This is a genomic window from Pseudoalteromonas sp. NEC-BIFX-2020_015 (assembly GCF_012952265.1).
GTDB classification, from domain to species: domain Bacteria; phylum Pseudomonadota; class Gammaproteobacteria; order Enterobacterales; family Alteromonadaceae; genus Pseudoalteromonas; species Pseudoalteromonas neustonica.
The window spans coordinates 25,702-50,188 of the sequence record NZ_JABCJL010000002.1; the positions used below are offsets into that span (position 1 = coordinate 25,702).

The following is a 24,487-nucleotide window of genomic DNA, read 5'->3' on the forward strand; positions in this document are numbered from 1 at the left end:
TTTTACCTCAACAACATGCCACCATTAACAGCAAATATTTCGCCTGTAATAAACTCGGCCTCTCTACTAGCTAAATAAACGACCAAAGCGCTGATATCACGAGGACTGCCAATTCGTTTACACAGTAATTTTGACTTTGCAGCGAGCTCATTTCCACGTAGTAAATCAGCTACCATCTCGGTTTCAATAATTCCTGGTGCAATACAATTTACTCTTATATTTTTGCGTGCTACTTCAACCGCCAAAGCACGAGTAAAACCTTCAACCCCCGCTTTAGAAGCAGCGTAATTAGTTTGACCTGGATTTGGTTTGGTTGCCGAAACAGAAGACATATTGATAATGCAGCCACGCTTTTGCGGTAACATTATTTTTAACGCAGCCTGAGCACATAAGATTGGCGCGGTTAAATTAACCGTGATTACCTGCGCTAACTCTTCATGAGTCATCATCGCAAGTAGATTGTCTTTGGTTATGCCGGCATTGTTTACGAGTAAATCTAAACTTAAGTTCTGATTACTCATCGCCTCAAAAAAACCGCTGATACTGTCGCTGTCTAGCAAGTCAAGTGGCTGGCAGAATACTTGGGCTCCTAGAGTTATAAGCTCTTCACGCAAGTTGTTTGCTTGTACTTCATCGCGATAACCAAAGGCAATGTCATATCCTTGCGCTGCTAAATGCAACACTGTTTCACGGCCAATGCCACGCGTTGCACCAGTGATACACGCGATAGGTCTGGCATCAAGATTACTTCGAGTACTCATTACATCGACCCCTTATCTTTACTACCCGCTAAGAAAAATCCCTGCCTTTGTGCCATAACTAAAATTTCATCAACTTGAGGCTTACTTAGATCGCCATAAGAGTAATGCTGTTGGACGCCTTCTAAACCAAGGATCACTGACTCGGCCATACATGCGTATATTTGTCCTGAGTCTAAATATGCTCTAGCTCTAGCATCGAGTGACTCGCCGTTTGGAGTGCCAACTATGCCGCCCCGAATACAGCTCACATCAGGTCGAAGAGCAAGATCCTCATTGCTGAGGTTATGAGGAATAGATACATCACAGATCAGCGCATTACTCATCAGTTTACTAACATCTAAAATAGCTTCAGAGGCATTGGTTGCACACACTATTACTGAGCAGTCATAAGCTTCGCTTAACTCATCTGCAATAACGACAAGACCGTTCATATCTTGACTAAATAGCTCAAACAGTGCCGATGCTATATCACTTGGGCATCGAGCTTCATCTGCTAGCCAGTGCTGACACTGTGGATGTTCCGCTACTTTTTTGATCAGCCCAGTGAGTGAGCTTTGTGTCTTCACACTATCCCAAATATCACTGTAAATTTTATACGCAGCTTTGAGTAAGCGTTTTTTCGAGCCCATACGAGCACTGCCCACTAGCACTAATTGCTGACAATGTTCAGCCATTACAGTGGCATATACTGAACCAATATTCCCTGCTGACCCTATGACTGCAACCTTGTCAACGTGCACATTACGCGCTTTAATTTGCTCAAGTACCGCCAGCTTAGTCATACCAACAGTTAACGCATTGCCTGACGTTAATGCGATATCGGTAGCTCTAATCGATTTGCAATTATTACTAACCACGGAGGTAAACATACCAAAACCAGCAACAGAGCAACCATCTCTCTGCGCGGTTTGCGCCCGCTCTGAAACAGCACGTCTAATGGCGTCTAATTCATTGTTTTGCAGCATCACACTGATCTGCTCAGAAGTAACAGATAAAGGATATAAAATAAAGTCAACCGTTTTACCTGCTGTCGAGGTAATGCGCATCGGTGGCAAAGGAGCGACTCGCCAATCAAATCCCAAGCGCTCAATAAGTAGTTTAGCTTCAACCTCGGGCACTCCTTCCATTGCTGGATCTACCTGCCAAATCCAGTCAGCAGAAATCAAGTGATTAACAAAGGCAACTTTAACGTCAGCTTCATTATCGCTCTGTTGAAGGCCTGAATAAAACGCTCTAAAATCAGCCAACTCAGCACGTGTAGAACGTGTTTTAGCCTCCTTCGTTAGGTGTTTTAAAAAGTGATAGCTATCTTGATATTGCAATACCTTACAAACATCTTCTAATCCTGTAATCAATTGATCAATTTCAAGCTCAGTTACATGAATGGTTGGCTCTAAACGCACAACATTAGGAGCACTTGATGAAGGAGCCACACGAATATGGTAATTATTAAATAAATACCCCGTGATCATGTAGCCTAAAAAGCCTTGGTAAAGAATTGATTTTAACCAAATTGAATCAAGTGCCATATCCGCATTAAACTCAATACCAATTAGTAAGCCTTTACCACGTACTTCTTTAATAAGCTCTGGGTAGCTCGCTTGTAACTCAATCAATCGCACTTTGATATGCTCGCCTTGATCTTTTATGCGCGCTAATAAATTTTGTTGTGGATCATACAATTCATCTAAAAATGCTAACGCAATTCTGGCACTGTGATCATCTTCACCAAAAGTTGAGCTTTGAATGATATCAAAGCCCGCTTGATACTTACTTTTTCTTATAGCAACCAAACCAAGTTTAGCGATACCACCTGCAAGGGCTTTTGATAAGACAAAATAATCTGCTTTTAAACCAATTTCACTGCCCGCTGTAAGTGCTCCACAACGACCTGAACCTGATTGAATTTCATCACTAATAATTGGACAATCAAGAGCTTGGCTAAGTTTTTTTAAATGTTGGCTATGTTCAACTGTCAAGCAATGAATCCCCCCTTCGCCTTGTACAGGTTCAACAAGGATGGCTGTTGCTAGGCGCAGTGGTTGCGTAATTAGTTTGACAGTGTTGCCCTTTAATTTAGGCATTAGTAAAGTTGCAAAGTGCTTTTTATTAAGTGCTGATAAAACGGTATTCAGCTCATTCACAGCGATAAACTCAGATTGCACACCTAGGTGAGCAAAAGGCGCGCGGTACATTTCACCATGAGTAAGCTGAATAGAGGTCATTAATTTGCCGTGAAAGGCATTTTTAAGCACAACAAAGTAAGGTTGTAAACATAATTGCTGCTCATTATAGCTACGAACCGCGGCAATAAATTCATCGATATTAACAGCTGTGCTCAACCCGAGTAATTGTTGCTGTTCATCGCTAAGTACCGGCTCAACAACCTTAGTTGCGCGGTGTAGCTGCGAAATGGAAAATTGCATTTCTTCCACAAAATATTGAGTTTCATTGCGTCGTGCCATTTCAGCATGCTTAATTGCAACCTCTATAGATTCCGCTCCTGTGCTGGTAAATGAAAAATAAAAATCATCATGCAGCTGGTTTTCTGTTTTTAATATTACATTTAATCGCTCTGCTAACTCACTAGCAGCATCTCGCACTGAAAACTGATTATGAAAGGCAATTTGTTGTTGAAAGTTTGCTGTCGCAGCTTGGATCATTTTCGGGTTATTATGCCCAATTAATGCAGCGCCATAACCTCCGAGAAAATCTATGACTTCGCATTCATTGCCTTGTTCATCAAAGTAAAACATAGTGCCTTTTTCAGCACGGTGAAAAACCCTATCCAAACCCATTGCATAAATGCCGTGATTCAGCGAAGGCTTACAATATTGACTATAACGATTCATTTTCAATCCTAACAAATGAGTAAAAACCAGCCTGATCGCAATTTACACTGATACCTTGACCGTGTTTTTGTTTGCGAAGTGCGAATAAGTTGCAGGCGATAGAAGTAATAATGCTCGGGCAGATGTCCGAACCCGTAAAACTATTGAGGGGTTGAATAGGCATATCTAAACTCATTAAACCTTGCATTAGAGATCGATTTTTATCTTTACCTGAGTCAATATAAAAACTTAAAAACTGGCTTGGCTTTACATAATGAGTCATCAAAGATGTTAATTGCTCGGTGTTTAGATCATAACCACTAGCAACAAGAGTCAACCGTGCCAAAGCTTGTTTTCCGTGATCTAAAAGCCAGTCATCACTCGCTAACACCAAGCTCGTTGCGCCTTGTAAATTAGCAGTCGTAATATCGCTTTCAGTTCCATCAAACCATTGTGAAAGCGGGTCTTTACTGCTCCCTCCAACTGCAACAATCGCGAGCTGGCACTCACCTACAGCAATCGCGGTCATCGCTTCTTGTAATGCACCAAATGCACCAAACTGGTCGCGTATAAATGCACAGGCATCTCCATTTAGTTGCCAATTTAATCCTGACACTCCGAGTAAATTATTATTAAGTGCATTAGTAATTAAAAACGGATTCACCCGCTCACTTAACCAAAGTGCCTTAAAGGTTTCCTCTGCTGACTCAGTATTCGATGGCAATGCTGCTGAAAACTCGGCGTAAAATGGGTTGCTATACCCTGTTTGAGATGTATAAATACCCACATCTTTAGCTCGCTCAGTAAGTGTTAAGTCAGCAAGTGCAGTAGTTGTGGCCGTCAGTGAATTGATTGTAAATGGCGCCATGTAACGCTTTAACTTTCGCGGCACTTTGATGTGTTCCGGTTGATTATCTAACAATAACGCGAACTCATTTTCAGCATAACTGCTAGCGTAACCAACCAAAGCTATTGAATGAGAGTTATTATCCATAATACCTCGCAATAGCCAATGAGGCATTAATTCCACCAAAACCAAACGAATTTGATAAAGCACAGTCAATCCTTGCGCTTCTTCCATGACCCATTACATAATCCAAATCAAGCTCTGCTTGAGGTTGTTTTAAATTAATTGTTGCTGGCATAAATTGATCACGAATTGCCAATATGGTTGCTATTGCTTCCGGTGCACCCGCAGCTGCAATCCAATGTCCAATCATCGATTTAGTAGACGACACACCAATAGAATTTGCATGGCTACCAAAAACAGCTTTAATTGCCTTTGTCTCGATCACATCATTTAATGGCGTCGACGTACCATGAGCGTTAATGTATTGAACATCACTTACATTACAACCTGCACTTTGCAATGCGCCATTCATAGCGCTGATTGCACCTTCGCCTTGCGGATGAGGTGCCGTCACTTTGTAAGCATCCAAAGAACTGCCAAAACCAGTTACTTCGGCATAAATTCTAGCGCCGCGTTCGCGCGCGTGTTGCTCACTTTCGAGCACAAGCATTGCTCCCCCTTCACCGGCAACCAACCCTGATCGGTCTTGGTCAAAAGGTCGGCAAAGTTGATTTGAAAAACGCTGTGTTTCAGCTGTAGCCCCTAACAGGTGTAGCGCTGACATAGTGCGGATACTTAGTACTGAATCCGCCCCTCCGCACAAAACCACAGCAGCTTCACCGCGTTTAATTGCTCGATATGCAAGACCAATGGCCTGAGTAGCCCCTGCACACGCCCCACTAACATTACATATAAAACCCGAAGTATTAAGCTGCTGAGCTAGTGTCGTGGCCAGCACATCATTACTACAACGGATGCCTGAAAAGCGCTCTATTGCTCGTTCCCTCTCCTCAAGTGCATGATTCATAATATTTTCTTTAGGTTGCTTTGCAAGTGCTACTAGGGAGGTATCATCAAGCTCTGGCACCCCACTACATACAGCTATTGCAGCCTGTGCTAACTGTTCTGAAAGCTGCGCATCAGCAATTGCTTCTTTTGCTGCAATCAGTGCATAAATTGCACGCCTTTCAATGTGTTTCGGTAAATTAAATTCAGCCAGCTCGTTATCAGCAAGTGATTGCGTATCTGACTTAATGGTAGCTGCGTGCTTTACTGGAAAGTTTTCAACCCCAGATGGGTGCCAAACATCAACAGCATTTTCCCCCGCTTTAACTGCGGACCAAAAAGTATCTACTCCTACACCAAATGGACTGAGCACTCCCAAACCTGTGACCACTACTCGATTAGTCATTATTTGCCTCTATAATAAAAGTACCAAACTCCGCGTAATCGCCAAATGTAATCACAATGACCACTCCTTCCTTATGCGCTTGCAAATAACATAATGCACTATTACAAGCGATAGCGGCTGCTGCAGCCATAGTTGCACCGACATAGCGATCCAAAATGACGGCCTGAGCTGAAAGATCGTCACCTAACACACCCAAAGTGATTTCGCACTGCTCAGGCGATGCACCAACGAGTATAATTTTGACAATTGAACGCGTACCTATACATGAAGATTCCATGAGGTGATTAATTTGCTGAGGGAGTGATTCATTATTATTTTGTAAGCTGGCACGCTGGATATGACGTAAAACACCACTAGCGACTCGCTCATTCAAACGCGCCTCATCACTAGCAACAATAAACGCTGCAGCCTCAGTTAACCAAAAGTTATCCTGCTTAGCCCAAATTGATTCGTATGCGAGCAATGACCAAGGTGTAACTTTTTGACTACCACCACCGCATAAAGCATGTTTTATCCGCCCTTCAGCAATTGCAAAATAGCCTTCACAAAGAGCATTAAAACCGGCACTTTGCAGCGGTGAAAAACTCATATTTTCACCTGTGATCCCTGCCAATTGTGCAATGTGGCTCGTCGCACTTGAATTGAGTAACGCTAAACAAATTAAAGGTCGCCGTTCTTCAAGCATAGCTGCCGATAAACATTCAGCGGTTGGCTCTTCGACCAGCTCTGGGTTATCCTCCTCATCACAATCAACTGTGCCTAAACCAATAAATAACCCAGCCTTGCTGTTCTGTGGCTCACTCATATATCGACGCCAACTTCTAACTCCAGCGGCAATTAGCCATCGAGCTTGCCGCTCACTGGTTTTACGCACCATTCGTTCAGCACCGATATCCTTAAGAGGCTCATCAGCTAATGCTGAAGTGAAAACAGATTGATTTAGTAATTCAGCACTTTTGCAGGGTGCGCTTTTTAATGTTTCTTTATGGTAGAGAAGTGATTCTAAAGAAGCTTGCTGGGGTAACAGCGTCTCGCCCTGAAACAAATAAACAGGTTTTAACATCTGCTTTCCCTCGCTAATACAATACTGGTATTTACTCCACCAAAGCCAAATGAATTACTGAGTATATAATTCATTTTTTTTGCCGTTGCCTTAGTTACAACATTGATCTCACCATCATCATTACTAAGGGCTGAAAAGTTTAAAGTAGGTAACATTACTTGGTTCTTTAGACTTAAAGCAGATAACACAACCTCAATAGCCCCACTGCCCGCCAAAGAGTGCCCCAATGCAGACTTTGTGGAAGTGACTGCTGTTGTACTGCCAAACACCTTTGCTATGGCCAAGCTTTCAGCACTATCGTTACTTTTTGTGGAAGTTCCGTGCGCACTAATATGATCAATATCACCAGCTGCAACACCGCTTTTGGCAAGTGCTGTTTCCATACACTCCGCATAGTATTTACCACTGGGTTCTGTTGAGGTCATTTTGTAGGACTCAGTGCAACGATAAGCCCCGCTGATGTAAGCATAAATTTTTGCGCCTCTTCTCAATGCCGACGTTTCGCTTTCAATTACAACAAACGCAGCGCCATCAGCCAGAACAACCCCAGCGCGATCACGATCAAATGGTCGTGATACTGCACTCGAGTCAGTAAAACTATGGCCTTGATTAAGTGCGCCTATTTTTTTAAATAGCAACTGCATTACCGGTTGCGTACCAAAGTCAGCAGCACCGCACATGGCTATATCTAACGCACCACTGGCAATTTCTCGATAGCCTGAGATGACACTGGATGCGCCAGCTGCACAGGCATCAGCACAGGAAGCATGTGGACCAGCAATACCAAAATGTTTAACCATATCTGCGAACACAGTTTGCGGATTGTAGTAAGCTGTACTTTCATTTAATTGACTAGTGGCTCTATTCGGCCCAGCTAATTGATGTAACAGTGCTGTTGTCGGTAGTGTTTTATTAGTACCAAAATACAAACCAGCCTGCCTGATTTGACCTTTATCTAGGCCTGCATCTACTATAGATTGGCTCAATGCATCAAAACCAATAAAGCCCGAAGGCGCAATTTTACTCTGCTGTAAAAATGCGTATTGTTGCTGCAAATAAGTCACTTCCTGCTCACTGATACGGCTACTGGCTACGCCATGAATACCCATAGCAGCTAGAGCTTGATCTTCCTTGATCAGTGACTGGCCTGATTTTAAAGTGGCAAAAAGGGTATGTGGATTTCGATGTTCAGAAACAGTCATGCCAATCCCTGTAATAACAACCTTATGCATTGTTTTTCCTTAACAAACTTATGCTGGAACGTTAATCAGTTCAATATTATTGGAGGCGCAAAACTGCTCAATATACTCTTGTAGTAATTGATCACCGTTTTGATCAGGGTGATCGTAAACTTCGCTTGCAAGCGAGAACCAGTGCTTTACTGTTGTTAAGCTTAGTAAGTTGGTTATAGCCAAATTTACGCCAATCTCATCGCGAGAATAATGACTAGGACTGTTGATCAATAAATCCACGCCTGAAGCCGTCAACTTACCGTGTTCGGTAAATATCTTTTCATCTGAGCAAAGCTCATTGGCGATGATTAAGGTCGTTTTTGTAGGCATTTTAATTTTAAGTTTCTTACCTAATGAAAATGAAATATCAACTAAATCTAAAGAATCAGCGCCTAAATCATCTACTACGGAGCTAGATACAGTTACCTCCTCTTTATCGAGCTCTAAAACCTCTGCAATAACATCAATAACAACATCATACGTAATTTTCACTGTAATTTTCCTTATAGAGATACAAAAAAAGCAAGTACACAGTAGGTCAAACGACCTACTGTGTCAATGAAATGATAAATATGAAACAAAAATTTAACACTGGTGATTTTCTACTTACTCGATCTAAATAATACATTGCTTGGTGATAAACCTACTTGATGCGCTATGCTATGATTTGTCGAATGGCAACTGGGCAAACAATAAAAGATATGGAAATCAACTAAGAGAAGGGCAGTGATGAAAATTAAATCAAATAAAGAAATAATTATAAAGACCGCAACAAAAATACTCGCTCAAAGTGGCAATCACGGTGTAACGTTGAGGAAAGTAGCTGAACAAAGTGGCGTTACTTTAAGTAATGTACAGTACCACTTTGGTGATAGAGACGGCTTAATTAGTAGTGTTATTGACTCATATCTCGAAATTTGCCTCAGCCATATTCGCAGCTCAGTCCAAGATAGTAATGTGGAAAATAACCCTGACGCTATAAAGAGCTATATGATTAACTTGCTTTCTTTTGACGATGTTCAAGGTTGGTGCGAAGTGTTTCGAGAAATTTGGGCTATTGCATGTCGCTCAGAAAAAATACAAGCTAGTCTTGATAATTACTATCAGCAATGCAGTAATGAACTCGTTACACTCCTAATCTCTCTCGGTTTTCACGAGCAAAGAAGCAAAGAGTTAGTATCATTGCTTATCCCTTTTATTGAGGGCTTTTCAATTACCTCTATTTCACTACCACTAGAGAAAGCAAAAGTTAGAGAGCTAATTATAAATCAGCTGTTTGAAGGTTAAAATAGTGATTAGCTATCAAGCACTGAGATAAAGCACCTCAGCTTAAACTGAGGTGACTTTTCGACCAATCTTTAGTTCAACCTTAAGTAAACTACCAACGACTTCACATCTTACTTTTTACTTTACTGGTCGCAATACTGGTTGCTGGATCATCAGGCCAAAAATGTTTTGGATAACGGCCTTTCATTTCTTTTTGCACGTCGCGATAGCTACCTTGCCAAAAGTTGGCGAGATCTTGTGTCAGTTGTAATGGTCGTCTTGCTGGTGATAGTAGCTCCATCAATAATGGTAACTTACCTTGTGCTAATAACGGTGTGCTAAGCATACCGTACACCTCTTGCATACGTACACTGAGTTTAGCGGGGCCATCAAGCTGATATTCAATCCGCACATTTGAGCCACTAGGCACTGTGACTCTCAATGGTAATAAATCATTTAATGCACTTTGCTGCTGCCAATTAAAGCAACTTTGCAACGCACTAAAGTAATTAAATTTTTTGAGTTGTTCTAACGTTTTTATATCTTCAAGATAAACACTTAACCACGCTTGTGCGTTATCGATTAAGTCTTGCTTAGTTATTACAGGAAACTGCTCAGGTATTAAACGACTGGCTAAACACATACGTGTGAGTAACTGATCACTGTCATTTTGCTCATTAAATAATTCAAAACCCTGTTTGTGAAATAACGCTAACCACGCTTTTGCACGCTCACTTTTATCAAGTCGGTGTTTACTTGGCTGACTCGACACTGTTATTGCTCCTAGCTTCACTTCATCTTGATGAATAAAACGTCCTGCTTTTTCATCAAATTCACAGCGGGTTTGTTCACTAAATAAGTGCCCTAGATCATTCTCTATCTCTGTGGGAGTAAACACAATGCCGGAAAAAATGCGGCCGCCTTTATAGCCCCCCATATTAGCAATGGCAAGGTAATCATCGTTATGCCAGTACTCTGTATTTAACTCAGCACCTGCGCCATTGGCAAGTAAATAACCATTGCCGCGCTTTTTAGCCAGGCGATCTGGGAAGGCTAATGCCACCAGCAAAGCTAAATAATTGGTTTTTAGTTCGCGTGTTTCATTTAGCTTTAAACGTTTTAACCAAAACTTAAGTTGCTGTTTAAATATTGGGTGTGGCCGCGCATGTTGACTGTGCAGCGCTAAACTTAAATCTGCAACGTGATTAACACGGCTTTCTAGCAGGGCAACTAAATACGCCGCTAAGGTATAAATACCCGGCATTTTCGACTCTAGCAGCTTTGCTTTAATTAGCATGTGCGCTAAGCGAATATCCGCACCAAAACCCAGCATTTGGGTGCCAAGTGAGGTCAACTTGTTATTGCTATCGAGCGCTTCTAACATTTGCAATAACTTAGTCGCTTGCTGAACTTGCTGCTCTGTCGGTCTATCTAACAAGCTTAAATCACTTAGTTCAGCCCCCCAACATTTAGCCTCTAATAGTAACTGGCTGATATCAGCACTTAAAATTTCAGGTGCGTCGTGGCTATTACGCCGCTCAAAAGTTTGTTTTGATCCTAACCGGTAGACAATTCCGGGCTCAATTCGCCCAGCCCGCCCTGCCCGTTGCACTGCCGATGAACGTGAAATACTTTGTGTGGTGAGCTCTGTCACACCCGTTTTTAGATTAAAACTGGCAACGCGACGTTTGCCGCTATCAACCACTATTCGAATACCTTCAATGGTTAAGCTGGTTTCAGCGACATTGGTTGTCAGGACGATTTTACGCGTGCCTTTTTGTGCAGGAGCAATCGCAGCTTGTTGCGCGCTTTTATCTTGCTCACCAAATAAAGTAAATACATGGCAATCAGCGGGCAAATCAGCGAGCGCTTGCTGTACGCAGTTTATTTCTCGCTGACCGGGTAAAAACACTAATGCACTCCCCGCTTGTTCATCTAATGCGTGTTTGATAACAGAAGGAATAGCATCAAGCCAGCGGCTTTCATCTTTAACCGGTATATATTCTTCGTCAATGGGGAAACTGCGTCCGCTAGAGCGAATAATTGGGCAATCAAAAAAATGCTGATAGCGTTCACTATCAAGGGTTGCCGACATCAGTAAAATAGTTAAATCATCACGAAGCGCAGCTTGCGATTCGAGTGCAAATGCTAATGCCGTATCTGCGGCTATCGAGCGCTCATGGAACTCATCAAAGATCAATAAATCAACATCACTGAGCTCAGGGTCGTTTTGTAGCATGCGGGTAAGCATACCCTCAGTGACTATTTCAAGGCATGTATTAGCACTGACTTTGGTTTCTTGCCTAATACGTAAGCCAATACTTTGACCCACATTTTCGTTTTGGCATTGCGCTAAGTAATTAGCAATATTTCGCGCTGCTAAGCGTCGTGGCTCTAGCATTACAATGCGCTTAAAGTGCCCGTCGCGCATTAATTGTAATGGCAGCCACGTTGACTTACCTGCACCCGGTGGTGCTTGTAATAATGCGATAGGGTTATCGTGTAACGTAGTAACTAATTGTGGGTAAACTTCTTCAACAGGTAGCACAAAGAGACCGTTTTATAACTTTTTAATTCCCAGCAGTATACCCATAAACGCCTTAGGTTAATTCCATTTAGACTAATATTTTAATGTTCTTTCAATGTTAGTAGTAACATGTAGCGTGCGCTGTTCTAAATACACGCGGTAATTTTTAACGACATCTTCGCTTTGCTGATGCGAAGTTGAGTCACTTGCTTTAATGCCAACCCATGCATTACGCTGGTTCTCTTTAGCTAAATATAAACCGCCATCTGCAAGTTCAATTATTTGCTCCCAACTAAATAATTGAGGCTTAGTGCCTAGTAATGGATAACTAGCAAAACCAATAGAGCATGTTGCATGCAAACTTTCACCGTTATTTAACGTAAACAAGTGATCAGCAATCTCGGCGCGTATTTTCTCAACAGTATGCGCAGCTTCATCATAACTGGTGTTTTTCATTACAAGTAAAAACTCTTCACCACCCCATCGTATGAGTAAATCATCGCTTCGTACTTGTTGCTTTAATAAGTGAGAAAATTGTTCCAAAACTTGATCCCCAACACTGTGCCCAAAGCTATCATTAATGTTTTTAAATTTATCAATATCAATTAATGCGAACACTAAACGTTGAAGCTCAGTATTATCAGGCAATGAATTAAAACCTACTAGTAACTCATTAATAACACTAAAAAAATAATGGCGATTATGTAAGTCCGTCAAACTATCAGTAAAGCTCATTGCCTTTAAACGCTCATTACTTTTGGCCAACTCTTGCGTTCGTTCGGCTACCCGTTGTTTTAATACCACTAGATAGCGTTGGTTCTGCCATCGCCAATAAACAAAGCCAACTATACTAAACAATAGTACGGCACCTAGCACCCATCGCTGTTGTTGCAATCTATGATTAGTAAACGCTTGTTGCTGCTGATCTAAACGCTGTTCCTTTAAAATATTATCTTTACCAAGTAACTTAAGCTCCTGATTTTGTAAATCAAATTTATAATGAGATTCAAGTTGGAGTACTTTATTATTACGACGTTGTAAACTAAGCGCATCTTTGCTTAATGCGTAACGTTTTAAATATTTATACGCTAATTTATAATCACTCTGCTGGCGATACGCGATAGCAATTAAATATTGTAACCGTGCTTGTTCTTCTAAAAAGCGAAGGTTAATAGGGTTTTCCAATTGAGCCAATGCAATTTCAATTGCTTGGTTTAAGCCACCAGTCTGTAAATGACTATTGGCTAATGCTAAATAATAATGCAATTTGATACGCGCTTTTGAGCCACCTAATTTTTTTAAGTCAACCAAACTCAATGCTAATTTTGCGGCCTCGATATTACCCAGTTTAAGTAGAATTTCAGCCTGATTAATAGCTAATTCAGAATAAATATTCATAGAGCTTGTTACGACCTTCAAGGCTTCACTATTCGCTTGTAATGCTTGGTAATAACTTCCCATTCTTAAATATATTTTACTTTGCCAAAGAAACATCAAAGCAGCATAGTTTGCATTGTTATTTTTATAAAAATCAATTGGATATTGAATATAATCGAGCGCTAACGTGAAACGTTCTAATTCAAGCTCTAAATGTGCTAAATGCAAATACGCCCACGCTGTATACTCCTCATTGCCAGCCGATTTAGCCAATTTAAGAGCGTAATGGTTTAATTTTACACCGTCTCCGTAAGCACCATAACGACGCTTAATCATCGCCTCTAAAAAGTAGCTTTCTATTTCAATCTCTTTGGCATTTTGGCTAATAGAAAGTTGACGTAGCCGCGCTAAATAGGTCATAACATGCAGCGTGTTATCAATGCTTACATCCGCTTTGAGCTTGGCATAATAAAAATCTAATTGTTCCTTATCTTCGGCATCTGTCGATCCAAACAATACGCCTGTATGAATAATAAAAATAAAGCATAAACAAAATAAACACGTTTTTCTTATCATAATCTAGGCACTATCATTTGTTGATTTATCACTTGCCAATCAATTGTTTGTTGGTTAATAAAGCCCGATTGCTGCAAGGCTTTTTTGATCACTCCTCGCTTAGTCAATACTTTCAAACCGCGCTTTAATGCCTGGGCAACCTGCTTGCCTTGAGGGTGAGCTTTACTCACAGCAAAATGCCGTGTATCAGGTAAAATTACTTTTAATTTTTTTAGTGGTGTGAATAGCTTGCCTTCAAAATTAAGATCTAAATGATCGCTAACGCTAAAGTTGATCATCATTGCATCTACAACCTGTGTTTCAACCATGGCTAACATATCTTCCCAAGGACCAATATAGCTAATTACGCTTATCGGGGTATTTACCAACGCTCGCCAATCGACATGCCAACGTGGGTTGACTACAACCGTCAATTGATTTAACTCTGAAGGCTTTAATTCCTGCGCGCGTTTATTATCTACTGATACATATAAACCAGCTTCATATTGGCCAAACTCTATAACGGCATCACTTACATAAAGAGAGCCTCGATAATCCAGTAAGTCTTCGTGCCAGATGGTACGTGCGAGCATTAAACTACTGCCGTCAATTAAAGAATCAAACTCCGTCGAATTTACCCAAGTTTGCGGGCGAAATACCACTTTTTTAGTTTCCCCTCCCAAATACAGCGCTTGCTGGAGCAATATCATTTCAACAATCTCAAGATGTGAACCATCTGTACTCGGATTAAAATCTGTAACATCCATTACATCGCGACCATTTAAAAAAGCCGTATAACGCTCACTAAAGTTTTCACTGCTGATAATATCGATTATAAGTGGTTGCTGCGCCTTTAACTGGCTACTGAACAGCAGAAATAAAAATAGAAAGCACTTCATAAACAAAACCCTAGAGATAAAAAAACCGCAAAGGTAAATATCCAATGCAGCTTAATTATACAGTAACAACCAATAAAATGTTAACAAGTGTTGTATTTTGTAGCGAAAAACAACTAGAGCTATTACTTTATTTACAACTTAATACCGTATAGTCAGTTTTTAATTTGATTAGTGAAGAATACGTAACAAGCTAATTAAACATGACGCATATAAATTTTAACTACTTTAAGGAGTGCGTAAAAATAAAAATGTACCGTAAAAAATTAAAAAATACCTAAATAATTTGACTCGGACGGGTGACCCTATATTCCAATTTTGTTTCTCCTTTCGACCTGAATCACGTTGCACCGCTACTATTGCGTTGTATTTTTCTTCTGGGTGTAGCCCGAAACTGCAGTATCTGCCCACATGGAGTAAGCTAGCTCTAGTAGTTTTCACGAGCTAGCTCATGGGGCTATTAGACAAATATAAATTCGCGGATTTATCATTAATTACTTATTGCTGGAGATTTCTTTAACCACGGATTGGCGAATAAAAAACATCATTAAACAGCCAAGAATATTTCCACCTATTATTAAGTTAAGCACGGCTAAAGTAGTTATATGCTTAACCTTTCTTCTAGATACAGCCCATAAATGCCAATAAGCATAGCCACAAAGACCACTTACTGCAGCAACTAGTGCTGTTGGGTGTACGCCTCCCTTTTTAATAACTATACTCACCATTACAATAGAAAGTATTAATGAAAAAGCACAAAGTGCAACCAAATAAAGTTTTATCCAGATACCCAGAGTCGAAAAGTTAAATTCATCTTTAATTGCACTTGATTGATTAGTTTTTATAGCCACAATATTCCTTATTAATTTGGCCTAAGAGCTTCTCAAATACCACTTTGATATTTTAGACACCCCAAATGACCTCCACTCCATCGTTTAATAATTCCACTAAACAAACCTATTGTAAATAATTGTTTTTCTTGGCAATAAAATCCCCTTTGTTATTTAGTCCAAAAAGGCCAGTAATAATGATATGAGGAAAAAACCAGAAAACTTTGTATTCTCGCAATTACTTTATAAAAAAACGAGCCTAATTTGACTCGCTTTTTTACTTATAATTCACTGCTTAAAGTTTACAACGACCTTAGTCCGGCTCATACCCTAAGTTAGGCGATAACCACCTTTCAGCTTCTTCCAGCGTCATGTTGGTCCGCTTGGCGTAATCTTCAACCTGATCGCGTTGTACCGCCGCTACTGCGTAGTATTTAGCCTCAGGATGAGAGAAATACCAACCTGATACTGCCGCACCTGGCCACATGGCGTAGGAACTAGTTAGCTGCATGCCAATGCGTTTTTCTGTGTCGAGTAATTGCCAGATTTTCTTTTTCTCGGTGTGCTCAGGGCATGCTGGGTAACCTGGAGCTGGGCGAATACCTTGGTAGTTTTCGCGTATTAGTTCGTCATTGGCAAGATTTTCATCTGGTGCAAAGCCCCAATATTCTTTACGTACTTGCTCATGGAGGTATTCAGCAAAGGCTTCGGCTAAGCGATCAGCCACGGCTTTGATCATAATTTTATTATAATCATCTTGCTGAGCATCAAACGCATCCGCTAACGCATCTTCTTCTAAACCGCCGGTCACTGCAAACGCACCAAAGTAATCAGGTGTCCCTTTTGGTGCAATGTAATCAGCTAGGCAGTAGTTTGCAAAGTCGGTTTTTTCAGTTTGCTGACGTAAGTGGCAAGACGTAGTGAGTATTTCTTTGCGTGTCTCGTCGGTATAGATTTCAATGTCATCACCCACTCGGTTAGCTGGAAATAAACCAAATACACCTAATGGTTGCAACGTCCCTGATTTTTCAAGGTCGTCTAACATGTCGTTGGCGTCTTTAAATAAGCTTTGCGCTTGCTCACCGACGACTTCATCGGTCATTATGCGTGGATATTTACCAGCAATTGACCACGTCATAAAGTACGGCGTCCAGTCAATGTATTTGCGCAATGTTGCGATTGATACATTTTTAAACTCAGTAACACCGAGTTTTTTAGGCACCGGTGGCGTGTAATTATCCCAGTCGAGTTGCGCGGCGTTATCGCGGGCACGTTGAATAGTTACCGGTTTTGAACGTGGCTTTTTACGGGCTTGTTGCTCGCGTACTTTGACATATTCAGCGCTGATTTTTTCTAAAAAGCCGGGCTTTATTTCTTTTGATAATAAGTTGGATACAACACCAACTGCGCGGCTGGCGTTATTAACGTAGACGACGCCTTTATCATACTGCGGCTCTATTTTAACTGCTGTATGCGCTTTTGAGGTCGTCGCGCCACCTATGAGTAACGGCAGTTCAAAACCTCGACGTTTCATTTCTTTGGCTACGTGTACCATTTCGTCAAGTGATGGCGTGATCAGGCCTGATAAACCGATTATATCAGCCTTTTCATCAATGGCGGTTTGCAGTATTTTATCTGCAGGTACCATTACGCCTAAGTCGATAACTTCGTAGTTATTACATTGTAGAACAACACCAACGATGTTTTTACCAATGTCGTGTACATCGCCTTTTACCGTTGCCATCACTATTTTACCATTGGTAGAGCCCTCTTCTTTTTCAAGCTCAATGTATGGATCTAGGTAGGCTACCGCGCGTTTCATTACACGAGCTGATTTAACTACTTGCGGTAAAAACATTTTACCAGCACCGAACAAATCGCCCACCACGTTCATGCCGTCCATTAACGGCCCTTCAATTACGTGAATAGGTTTGTCGGCAGCCGCACGGCACTCTTCTGTATCTACATCTATATATTCTGTAATGCCTTTAACAAGGGCGTGTTCTAAGCGTTTTTCAACTGGCCATGTGCGCCATTCTAAATCTTCAACGCGTTCTGCTTGCGCCATGCCAGAGTATTTTGGTGCCAACTCAACTAAACGTTCACCTGCGCCTGGGTCGGTATTGAGTACTACGTCTTCAACCGCTTTACGAAGTTCTGCTGGAATATCATCATACACGGCTAACTGCCCTGCATTGACGATGCCCATGTCCATACCTGCTTGAATTGCATGGTATAAAAATACTGAGTGAATGGCTTCGCGTACTGGGTTATTACCACGAAATGAGAACGATACATTTGATACACCGCCTGACACTTTACAATGCGGTAATCCCTCTTTGATACGACGTGTACCTTCAATAAACTCAACAGCGTAATTGTCGTGCTCTTCAATACCTGTGGCTACGGCAAATATATTCGGGTCGAAAATAATATCTTCGGGAGCAAAGCCAATATCGTCTACTAATATTTTATAACTGCGCGCACATATCTCGAATTTTCTATCGGCGGTCTCTGCTTGACCTTGCGTATCAAACGCCATTACCACGGCAGCCGCGCCAAAGCGCTTAATTATTTTTGCTTGGCGAATAAACGGCTCTTCACCCTCTTTTAAAGAGATAGAGTTTACTATCGCCTTGCCTTGAATACATTTTAAGCCTGCTTCGATGACTTCCCATTTTGAGGAGTCGACCATGATTGGTACGCGTGATATGTCAGGCTCTGAGGCGATTAAGTTTAAAAACTTAACCATTGCCGCTTTTGAGTCCAACATGGCTTCGTCCATGTTGATATCAATTACCTGAGCGCCATTTTCTACTTGTTCACGGGCAACGGTGAGTGCAGCTTCAAAATCTTCTTCCATGATCAAACGCTTAAACATGGCAGAACCTGTAACATTGGTACGTTCGCCGACGTTTGTAAATACAGCTATTTTTTGACTCATGTCAGATATCCTAATTTAAATTACAGGCTTCAAGGCCAGATAAACGCATACGCACTTCAAGCTCTGGTAACGGACGCGGTTTAACACCTTCAAGCCCTTTGGCAAAGGCTCTTATATGTGCAGGTGTAGTACCACAGCAACCGCCCACTATATTGATGAAGCCAGACTTACCCCAATCGATAATCTCAGCGGCCATTTCTGGCGCTTCTAAATCGTATTCACCAAACTCATTTGGCAGGCCAGCATTAGGGTGAACCGAGGTAAAGGTTTCGCATACGCGCGATAGCTCTTCTACGTATTGGCGTAATAGGTCTGGGCCAAGTGCGCAATTTAGGCCAATTGAAATTGGCTTAATGTGGCGAATCGAATTATAGAACGCTTCGGTTGTTTGCCCTGATAAGGTACGCCCCGATGCATCGGTAATAGTCCCTGAGATCATTACTGGCAATTTACGCCCCGCTTGTTCAAACGCTTCCTCTACTGCGAACGAGGCGGCTTTTGCATTCAGTGTATCAAAAATGGTTTCGATTAGAATAAGATCTGCACCGCCTTCCATTAACGCAAGGGTTGATTCAACATATGCAGTGACCAGCTTGTCAAAGGTTACATTACGGTAACCGGGATCGTTTACATCCGGTGAAATCGAGCAGGTTTTAGATGTTGGCCCAAGCACACCCGCAACATAGCGTGGTTTTGCTGGGTTTTTAGCTGTAAATTCATCACAAATACTGCGTGCCAATTTTGCAGACTCTAAATTTACTTCACGGCTGATACTCGCCATGTCGTAATCTTCCATTGAGATAGTGGTCGAGTTAAAGGTGTTGGTTTCGATAATATCGGCGCCCGCACTTAAAAAACCACGGTGAATATCACCAATAATTTTTGGCTGCGTAAGGCTTAATAAGTCATTATTGCCTTTAATTAATACATGCCAGTCTTTAAAGCGCTCACCACGGTAGTCTTCTTCTTCGAGTTTGTGTTCTTGGATCATAGTGCCCATTGCACCATCAAGAATTAAAATACGCTGCTTTAGCGCGTCAATTAACTCGGCACTTTTGTTTTCTAAATTATTCGGCATAGTTGTTAGTCCTTACGTCTTGGCTAACTAAATTAATATCATAGGGTGTGGTTTGATACACATAATAATTTAACCAGTTCGAAAAAAGCAAAAAAGCATGACTTTGCCAGGTTTTCGACGGTTCGTTATCTGGGTTGTTATCTGGAAAATAATTTTCTGGCATCGGCGCATCAGGGCTTTTTGCTAAATCACGTTGATATTCGCCTTTTAATGTATGTGCATCATATTCAGGGTGGCCTGTTAGGTAAACTTGGCTACCTGATTTATTTTTTATTAAGTAAGCGCCTACTTGCTCTGAACCTGCCAGCACGACTAAATCATCACACGCATTTATTTTTTCAATGTCGATGTGACCATAACGAGAATGTGGCACTACAAAGGTGTCATCAAAACCGCGCGTAAGTGCGCCATGTTCAAAAAAGCATTTATGAGTAAACACGCCACACAGCTTATTTTCTTTAAGTTCACGCTTTAAATTATGATGATGGAATAAACCCGCATGGGCCGCCCAACACGAAAATAACGTTGACGTTACATGCTGCTCTGCCCAGTCTAAAATCACTTTTAGTTCATCCCAGTAGGCTACGTCGTCGTATTCTAAATGCGCTAATGGCGCACCAGTAATTAATAATGCATCGTAGTTACTGTCTTTCACTTCAGAGAAATAACGATAAAAAGTATCTAAATGCTGCTCTGAGGTATTTTTACTACGATGGGTATCTAAGCGTAATAGCTCTACATTAACTTGCAAAGGCGAGTTAGCAAGTAAACGAATGAATTGTACCTCGGTTTCAACCTTATTAGGCATTAAGTTTAAAATAGCCAAGCGCATAGGGCGAATTTCTTGTGTTTTCGCACGACTTTTTGGCATTACGAATACGTTCTCTTGACGTAACTTCGCAATTGCGGGCAATTCATCTTTAACGGTAATAGGCATACTCATCTCCAAGGTATTTTTAACCAATGGCTAATTATGAACGGATAGCTGGAAATTTCAACCTCTAGATGTTTAGATGTCCAAATGAATTTAATTAAACAATTTTTTGCATTCTTAAACAAGCTCGCCATAATGCCCTTCTTAATTTAACTACAAGGTGAAATTGTGTTTGATTGGCTTGGTTTAGGTGAGTTATTAGCAATACTTGCGGCACTGGTGTGGGCGCTATCAACTATTTTATATAAAGGTTTTAGTCATCACTTAACCCCAATGCAATTAAATATTAGTAAAAGTGTGCTCGCGAGTGCATTGATGCTAGTTACACTTATCATTACTCAAGATTTTGCTATACCAACCCAGATTACCAGCTGGCTGTGGCTCATTGCGGGCGGAGTTATTGGTATTGCTATTGGTGACAGCGCTTATTTTGCAGCACTACGTAATATAGGCCCAGCGCGTACATTAGTTATTGAGTCTTTAGCCCCGGCCTTGGTTGGTATTTTTAATATTATTCTGTTAAGCCATTACTTATCAGCCTTTGCTTGGTTTGGTATTGCATTAACCAGTGTGGGTGTTGTAATTGCGATTAAGCCCGCAAAAGGACTACCAAGTGTTGATAATAAACATTATCGCGTTGGTGTTTTGTGCGCACTTGCTGCCGCAATATGCCAAGCCCTTGGAATGGTAATGTCAAAAGGAGCGCTTAATAACGAAGAGATGAGCAGCTTGTGGGCTGCATTAATTAGGCTTGCATCGGGGACACTTACTGTTGCATTAGTGGTTGCAATGTTTAAAAGCAGTGATTTTAAACAAGCACTCACATTAAAAGGGATTAGCGGTAAACACTGGTTTTTTGTTGCTGTATTTTTAGGTACTTTTTTAGGTTTGTGGCTGCAACTCGGCGCCGTAAAATACACCGATCCTGCGATAGCACAGACCATTTTTGCTACCGCCCCATTGATTGTAATGAGTATTGGTTTTTTTAAGCGTGAGCCTGTTACCAATAAAATGCTACTTGGCGGCCTGCTTGCGCTTATTGGCGTAGGTGTATTGCTTGCTAATTAACGTGCTGATGCGTTGACTGTTTAGCCATTGAGACTCTACAATAGAGCATTAAAAATTTTATTCTTATTTGAAGGCTCCTTCCATGGTTTTACCTGATAAATTTATATTCTCGATGAGTCGAGTATCTAAAGTTGTGCCGCCTAAGCGCACTATTTTAAAAGATATTTCTTTGCATTTTTTCCCTGGCGCAAAAATTGGCGTACTTGGTTTAAACGGTTCTGGTAAATCAACGTTACTACGTATTATGGCAGGCCTTGACCAAGAATTTGAAGGTGAAGCATACCCTCAACCGGGCACTAAAATTGGTTACCTACCGCAAGAGCCTATTTTAGATGAAAGCAAAACAGTACGTGAAATTGTTGAAGAAGCAGTAAGCGAAGTTAAAAACGCGCTAAACCGCCTTGATGAAGTATATAACGAATATGCAATGGAAGGTGCTGACTTTGATGCACTAGCTAAAGAGCAAGGTGAGCTTGAAGCAATCATTCAAACTCACGATGGTCATAACATTGATAACGTATTAGAGCGTGCTGCTGATGCGCTACGTTTACCTGAATGGGATGCTAAAATTGAGTTCCTATCTGGTGGTGAGCGTCGTCGTGTTGCTATTTGTCGCCTATTACTTGAAAAACCAGATATGCTTATCCTCGATGAACCAACTAACCACTTGGATGCAGAATCTGTCGCGTGGCTTGAGCGCTTCTTACATGATTACGAAGGCACAGTTGTGGCGGTAACGCATGACCGTTACTTCCTTGATAATGTAGCAGGTTGGATTTTAGAGCTTGACCGTGGTGAAGGTATTCCATGGGAAGGTAACTACTCATCGTGGCTTGAGCAAAAAGATGCCCGCTTACAACAAGAGCAGAAATCTGAAAAAGCACGTCAAAAATCAATTGCACAAGAGCTTGAGTGGGTACGTTCAAATCAAAAAGGTCGTCAAGCTAAGTCTAAAGCACGTATGGCACAGTTTACTGAAATGCAGCAATCTGATTACCAAAAACGTAATGAAACTAACGAGCTGTTTATTCCACCTGGACCACGTTTAGGCGATCAAGTAATAGAAGTTAAAAACTTGAAAAAGAGCTTTGGTGATCGCGTACTGATTGATGATTTAAGTTTCACTATGCCAAAAGGTGCCATTGTCGGCATTATCGGTGCTAATGGCGCGGGTAAATCAACTTTATTCAAAATGCTTAGTGGTGAAGAGCAACAAGACAGCGGCGAAATCAGCTTAGGTGAAACAGTTGAACTGGCAACCGTTGATCAGTTCCGTGGCAATATGGATGACAGCAATACAGTTTTCCAAGAAATTGCTGATGGCCAAGACGTGTTAAAGATTGGTAATTTTGAATTTCCAAGCCGCGCGTATGTTAGCCGCTTTAACTTCAAAGGCAACGATCAGCAAAAGTTTGTTAAAGACTTATCTGGTGGTGAGCGCAACCGCTTACACCTAGCTAAGCTTTTAAAAGCGGGCGGCAACGTAATCCTACTGGATGAGCCAACCAATGACTTGGACGTTGAAACATTACGTGCTCTTGAAAATGCGATTTTAGAATTCCCAGGTTGTGTTATGTGTATATCGCATGACCGTTGGTTTTTAGACCGCATTGCAACACACATTCTTGATTACCGTGATGAAGGCCAAATAAACTTCTTTGATGGTAACTACACTGAGTATGAAGAATGGCTTAAAAAGACGTTAGGGTCGGCAGCTACACAACCTAAGCGTATTAAGTATAAAAAGATTGGTTAAGTTCTAGGTTCTAGGTTCTAGGTTCTAGGTTCTAAACATATTTTAAGCCCTGCATTTACGCGGGGCTTTTTATTTTTGAAAGAAATAAACGCTTGCGCCTTTCTAGTTAAGTATCTTCACTTTATAAAATAATCACCATGAAATACTTATTTGCACTGATTTTAGTAAGCATGAGCTTATTAAGCTTCGCCGCCGAGACTGAGCAATCCCCCAAATTACCGATGCTGACCTTTAATATGGCAGATGGTAGCCAAATTAAAACCCAAGACCTATTAGGCAAACCGTTTATTTTACATTTTTGGGCAACATGGTGTCCGTATTGTAAAAAATTGCAGCCTGGACTGGATAAAATTCATCTAAAATATCAATCTCAGGGCCTGCAAGTAATTGCTGTGAGTTTTCGTGAAGATGAAGACGCTAACCCCGCTCAATCATTACTTTCGCGTGGTCATCATTTTCAAACCGCAATAAATGCAGATGACAGTGCAGAATTATTAGGAGTTCGTGGTACACCCACTACGCTTTTTATCAATAAATTAGGCAAGGTTGTACTTGCTACCACAACATCAGATCCCCAAGATCCTATTCTTTATAAAACAGCAGCAAAGCTAGTTAAACCCTAAGACTAACTCTGGCCTATCATAACTTTAGCGACTATGCTTAAGTTATGAGCGAACATCATTTTAGCCACAAATAAAGGTATGTTGAATTATGAAGAACCGCCGCCAATTTTCTCGTGTTTTATTTTCAACTGCTGCCCAATTAGATTTAGCCGATAATCAATACCCGTGCAAATTATTAGATATTTCGTTGCACGGTGCGCTTATTACTCGATGTGATGCGTTCACTGCAAATAAAAACGCTACAGGTCATTTATGCTTTACTTTACCGCAAAGCGATATTGAAATTAAAATGGCTGTCACTATTTGTCATATAGAGCAGCATCATATTGGCTTAAAATGTACGCATATTGATATTGACAGTATTACTCATCTAAAACGTTTAATTGAGTTAAACCTCGCAGATGACGCCTTACTCCACCGTGAACTCGCGATGCTTATTCACGAACAAGAATAGACTGTTAAAGGTTTGTTGATTACCATAGCGT

At 41.1% G+C, this 24,487-nt stretch carries 19 protein-coding genes; 5 read left to right on the top strand and 14 right to left on the bottom strand.

The window, feature by feature from the left end; genetic code table 11:
• Positions 1 to 2: 2 nt before the first annotated feature.
• The 7 genes from fabG to HH219_RS01690 are packed head-to-tail and all read right to left on the bottom strand — an operon-like array spanning position 3 to position 8,640.
• A complete protein-coding gene (gene fabG, locus HH219_RS01660; RefSeq protein WP_169326454.1) occupies positions 3 to 761 on the bottom strand; it encodes a 3-oxoacyl-ACP reductase FabG in 759 nt (252 codons plus the stop codon).
• Positions 761 to 3,613: an aminotransferase class III-fold pyridoxal phosphate-dependent enzyme gene (locus HH219_RS01665; protein ID WP_169326455.1), complete on the bottom strand. Its 2,853-nt coding sequence runs from the start codon at positions 3,611 to 3,613 to the stop codon at positions 761 to 763. The genes fabG and HH219_RS01665 overlap by 1 nt, the downstream gene beginning before the upstream one ends.
• Positions 3,600 to 4,586, bottom strand: coding sequence for a hypothetical protein (locus HH219_RS01670; protein ID WP_169326456.1), 987 nt, complete (start codon positions 4,584 to 4,586; stop codon positions 3,600 to 3,602). Before HH219_RS01670 ends, HH219_RS01665 begins: the two co-directional genes overlap by 14 nt.
• A complete protein-coding gene (locus HH219_RS01675; RefSeq protein ID WP_169326457.1) occupies positions 4,579 to 5,853 on the bottom strand; it encodes a beta-ketoacyl-[acyl-carrier-protein] synthase family protein in 1,275 nt (424 codons plus the stop codon). Before HH219_RS01675 ends, HH219_RS01670 begins: the two co-directional genes overlap by 8 nt.
• Complete coding sequence (locus HH219_RS01680; RefSeq protein ID WP_169326458.1) at positions 5,846 to 6,916, bottom strand: beta-ketoacyl synthase N-terminal-like domain-containing protein; 1,071 nt, start codon at positions 6,914 to 6,916, stop codon at positions 5,846 to 5,848. Before HH219_RS01680 ends, HH219_RS01675 begins: the two co-directional genes overlap by 8 nt.
• Positions 6,910 to 8,148, bottom strand: a complete 1,239-nt coding sequence (locus tag HH219_RS01685) for a beta-ketoacyl-[acyl-carrier-protein] synthase family protein (RefSeq protein WP_169326459.1) — start codon at positions 8,146 to 8,148, stop codon at positions 6,910 to 6,912. The genes HH219_RS01680 and HH219_RS01685 overlap by 7 nt, the downstream gene beginning before the upstream one ends.
• Before the next feature lie 18 nt (positions 8,149 to 8,166).
• A complete protein-coding gene (locus tag HH219_RS01690) occupies positions 8,167 to 8,640 on the bottom strand; it encodes a phosphopantetheine-binding protein (protein WP_169326460.1) in 474 nt (157 codons plus the stop codon).
• 237 nt (positions 8,641 to 8,877) lie between these two features.
• On the opposite strand from HH219_RS01690, the gene HH219_RS01695 reads away from it, so the two are divergent.
• Positions 8,878 to 9,435, top strand: coding sequence for a TetR/AcrR family transcriptional regulator (locus tag HH219_RS01695; RefSeq protein ID WP_054453699.1), 558 nt, complete (start codon positions 8,878 to 8,880; stop codon positions 9,433 to 9,435).
• Between the two features lie 103 nt (positions 9,436 to 9,538).
• Here HH219_RS01695 and hrpB read toward each other — a convergent pair whose 3' ends face one another.
• The 7 genes from hrpB to metA all read right to left on the bottom strand — a co-directional run bounded on the left by hrpB (position 9,539) and on the right by metA (position 20,558).
• Positions 9,539 to 11,962 (bottom strand): ATP-dependent helicase HrpB, encoded by a 2,424-nt coding sequence (gene hrpB / locus HH219_RS01700; protein WP_169326461.1) that lies wholly within the window; start codon positions 11,960 to 11,962, stop codon positions 9,539 to 9,541.
• A 72-nt stretch (positions 11,963 to 12,034) separates the two neighbouring features.
• A complete protein-coding gene (locus tag HH219_RS01705) occupies positions 12,035 to 13,894 on the bottom strand; it encodes a GGDEF domain-containing protein (RefSeq protein WP_169326462.1) in 1,860 nt (619 codons plus the stop codon).
• On the bottom strand, positions 13,891 to 14,772 hold the full coding sequence (locus HH219_RS01710; RefSeq protein ID WP_054453695.1) for a hypothetical protein: 882 nt from the start codon (positions 14,770 to 14,772) through the stop codon (positions 13,891 to 13,893). Before HH219_RS01710 ends, HH219_RS01705 begins: the two co-directional genes overlap by 4 nt.
• Before the next feature lie 491 nt (positions 14,773 to 15,263).
• Positions 15,264 to 15,620, bottom strand: a complete 357-nt coding sequence (locus tag HH219_RS01715; RefSeq protein ID WP_064435260.1) for a hypothetical protein — start codon at positions 15,618 to 15,620, stop codon at positions 15,264 to 15,266.
• 292 nt (positions 15,621 to 15,912) lie between these two features.
• Positions 15,913 to 18,543 (bottom strand): methionine synthase, encoded by a 2,631-nt coding sequence (metH, locus tag HH219_RS01720; RefSeq protein ID WP_169326463.1) that lies wholly within the window; start codon positions 18,541 to 18,543, stop codon positions 15,913 to 15,915.
• A gap of 10 nt (positions 18,544 to 18,553) precedes the next feature.
• Complete coding sequence (locus HH219_RS01725; RefSeq protein ID WP_054205570.1) at positions 18,554 to 19,621, bottom strand: homocysteine S-methyltransferase family protein; 1,068 nt, start codon at positions 19,619 to 19,621, stop codon at positions 18,554 to 18,556.
• Positions 19,611 to 20,558 (bottom strand): homoserine O-succinyltransferase, encoded by a 948-nt coding sequence (gene metA / locus HH219_RS01730; protein ID WP_064435259.1) that lies wholly within the window; start codon positions 20,556 to 20,558, stop codon positions 19,611 to 19,613. The genes HH219_RS01725 and metA overlap by 11 nt, the downstream gene beginning before the upstream one ends.
• Positions 20,559 to 20,723: 165 nt before the next feature.
• Between metA and HH219_RS22375 the strand changes: the two genes are divergently transcribed.
• The 4 genes from HH219_RS22375 (at position 20,724) to HH219_RS01750 (ending at position 24,456) form a co-directional block, all read left to right on the top strand.
• Complete coding sequence (locus HH219_RS22375) at positions 20,724 to 21,623, top strand: DMT family transporter (RefSeq protein ID WP_169326464.1); 900 nt, start codon at positions 20,724 to 20,726, stop codon at positions 21,621 to 21,623.
• 82 nt (positions 21,624 to 21,705) lie between these two features.
• Entirely contained in the window at positions 21,706 to 23,379 is a 1,674-nt protein-coding gene (gene ettA, locus HH219_RS01740; RefSeq protein WP_054205567.1) for an energy-dependent translational throttle protein EttA, read from the top strand.
• A gap of 137 nt (positions 23,380 to 23,516) precedes the next feature.
• Entirely contained in the window at positions 23,517 to 24,002 is a 486-nt protein-coding gene (locus HH219_RS01745; protein ID WP_054205566.1) for a TlpA disulfide reductase family protein, read from the top strand.
• An 88-nt stretch (positions 24,003 to 24,090) separates the two neighbouring features.
• On the top strand, positions 24,091 to 24,456 hold the full coding sequence (locus HH219_RS01750; RefSeq protein ID WP_054205565.1) for a PilZ domain-containing protein: 366 nt from the start codon (positions 24,091 to 24,093) through the stop codon (positions 24,454 to 24,456).
• Positions 24,457 to 24,487: the final 31 nt, after the last annotated feature.

What these genes read in the sequence shown, in the direction of transcription:
- HH219_RS01750 (WP_054205565.1), top strand. Translation starts at nt 24,091, where the DNA reads ATGAAGAACCGCCGCCAATTTTCTCGTGTTTTATTTTCAACTGCTGCC.
- fabG (WP_169326454.1), bottom strand. Translation starts at nt 761, where the DNA reads ATGAGTACTCGAAGTAATCTTGATGCCAGACCTATCGCGTGTATCACT.
- HH219_RS01725 (WP_054205570.1), bottom strand. Translation starts at nt 19,621, where the DNA reads ATGCCGAATAATTTAGAAAACAAAAGTGCCGAGTTAATTGACGCGCTA.
- HH219_RS01695 (WP_054453699.1), top strand. Translation starts at nt 8,878, where the DNA reads ATGAAAATTAAATCAAATAAAGAAATAATTATAAAGACCGCAACAAAA.
- HH219_RS01745 (WP_054205566.1), top strand. Translation starts at nt 23,517, where the DNA reads ATGAAATACTTATTTGCACTGATTTTAGTAAGCATGAGCTTATTAAGC.
- HH219_RS01710 (WP_054453695.1), bottom strand. Translation starts at nt 14,772, where the DNA reads ATGAAGTGCTTTCTATTTTTATTTCTGCTGTTCAGTAGCCAGTTAAAG.
- HH219_RS01705 (WP_169326462.1), bottom strand. Translation starts at nt 13,894, where the DNA reads ATGATAAGAAAAACGTGTTTATTTTGTTTATGCTTTATTTTTATTATT.
- metA (WP_064435259.1), bottom strand. Translation starts at nt 20,558, where the DNA reads ATGCCTATTACCGTTAAAGATGAATTGCCCGCAATTGCGAAGTTACGT.
- ettA (WP_054205567.1), top strand. Translation starts at nt 21,706, where the DNA reads ATGGTTTTACCTGATAAATTTATATTCTCGATGAGTCGAGTATCTAAA.
- HH219_RS01680 (WP_169326458.1), bottom strand. Translation starts at nt 6,916, where the DNA reads ATGTTAAAACCTGTTTATTTGTTTCAGGGCGAGACGCTGTTACCCCAG.
- HH219_RS01665 (WP_169326455.1), bottom strand. Translation starts at nt 3,613, where the DNA reads ATGAATCGTTATAGTCAATATTGTAAGCCTTCGCTGAATCACGGCATT.
- HH219_RS01685 (WP_169326459.1), bottom strand. Translation starts at nt 8,148, where the DNA reads ATGCATAAGGTTGTTATTACAGGGATTGGCATGACTGTTTCTGAACAT.
- metH (WP_169326463.1), bottom strand. Translation starts at nt 18,543, where the DNA reads ATGAGTCAAAAAATAGCTGTATTTACAAACGTCGGCGAACGTACCAAT.
- HH219_RS01675 (WP_169326457.1), bottom strand. Translation starts at nt 5,853, where the DNA reads ATGACTAATCGAGTAGTGGTCACAGGTTTGGGAGTGCTCAGTCCATTT.
- HH219_RS01670 (WP_169326456.1), bottom strand. Translation starts at nt 4,586, where the DNA reads ATGGATAATAACTCTCATTCAATAGCTTTGGTTGGTTACGCTAGCAGT.